The following is a 1,634-nucleotide window of genomic DNA, read 5'->3' on the forward strand; positions in this document are numbered from 1 at the left end:
CAGCCTGCCCGTTCGCGCCAGCATTCCCGTGCGCAAGATCCTTGAGCCAAACCCGGGCGGTGATGACTACCCACGCATACAGGCGGCCATCGACGCGGTTGCCGCACTTGCCCAGGACAGCCGGGGCATACGCGGCGCCGTTTTGCTGCGTCGTGGCCACTACAGGCTGAGCAACTCGTTGACCATCCGATCCAGCGGCGTGGTGTTGCGCGGTGAAGGCCGGGGTGCCGATGGGACGGTGCTCCGCTCCGGCACGACCGAGCGCCAAGGCAAGATCATCGACATCGGCAACAGCGAATCCGCGGCACCGCGCCCAGCAAAAGACGTGCGCCGCACCGCAATCGACATGGACTACCTGCCTGTCGGCGCAATGCGGATCAGGGTGAAATCCGCAGCCGGCTATCGCGTGGGCGATGCCGTGGCGATCGCAAGGGAACCCAATGCCCGCTGGCTCGGCCCCGAAGGCATCGATACCGCCCGCTACCGATGGACGCCGGGCGACTACACCATGTACAGCGAACGGGTCGTCGCCGCCATCGACCATGACACGATCACCCTCGACGCCCCGATCATGGACGCCATTGATGCGCGCTTCGGTGGCGGCGGCGTCTATCGCGCGGATCCCATCCGTATCTCCCAGGTCGGCATCGAAGGCCTTCGTCTCGAGGGCAATCCCGAGACCGGCACGGTCAACGGGACTGCAGATACCGGTCCCTATGCCGCACTCCGCCTCGGTGGGGTCCGCGATTCATGGGTCCGCGATGTTACCGTGCGCTTTGTGTCGCATGGGTTCGTGACCCGTAACGGCGCCCACTTCAATACGCTGCAGGACATTTCCTATCTCGACCCGAGGTATGGCGAAACGCAGGGCGCCCGCCGCTATGTGTTCCTGTACGAGGGCAATTCCGCGTTCAACCTGATCCAGCGCTGCTACAACCAGGGCGGCAGGCATACCTTCGTCATCGGCGCACGGGTACCAGGCCCCAATGTGTTTCTGGACTGCGTGGCAATAGGCGACAGCAATGACAGTGGCCCGCATCACCGCTGGTCCACTGGCATCCTGTACGACAACACCAAGGGTTACATGCTGCGGGCACAAAACCGCCGGTACAGCGGATCTGGGCACGGTTGGGCAGGCGCGCAGCAGATGTTCTGGAACACCCAGCACGACATCTACGTCGTCCAAGCGCCGCCCTTCGCGATGAACTGGAGCGTGGGACAGGTCGGGACTGTAACACCGGGGAAGTTCCCGCCTGAAGAACCAGCTGGCATGGTGCAGTCAGTTGGCCAGGTTATGGCGCCGCGTAGTCTCTACCTGCAGCAGTTGCGTGATCGCCTCGGCGAACAGGCGGTGATTAACGTCACCACTGCGGAGCAGCGTGAGGGACGTATCTGGAGCAACCTTTCAGCTCGCGCTGGGGAGTGAGGAGAATCATTCTTCGCCGCTGTGGCTGTACCCATCACTTCATCCTACCGAGCAGATCAGCATCGACCTGAGGACTACCTGTCCCTTTTGACCCGCGCCATGGAGGCCATGGCCTGCGCCGTCACCTCTTCACTCGATGATGTCGACAGCACAAACAGAAGCTCTTCCTTGTCTGCGGGACGTGCCCAAGAGCGGGCGACGGTTTTGG

General features: G+C 63.0%; 1 protein-coding gene. It reads left to right on the forward strand.

Annotated elements, in window-relative coordinates:
• Positions 1-1,426: hypothetical protein (locus tag KVS69_RS18160; protein ID WP_217539400.1), on the forward strand; the 1,426-nt coding region annotated here is incomplete at its 5' end.
• Positions 1,427-1,634 lie beyond the last annotated feature (208 nt).

This window comes from Stenotrophomonas sp. GbtcB23 (assembly GCF_019091045.1).
Lineage (GTDB): Bacteria > Pseudomonadota > Gammaproteobacteria > Xanthomonadales > Xanthomonadaceae > Stenotrophomonas > Stenotrophomonas rhizophila_A.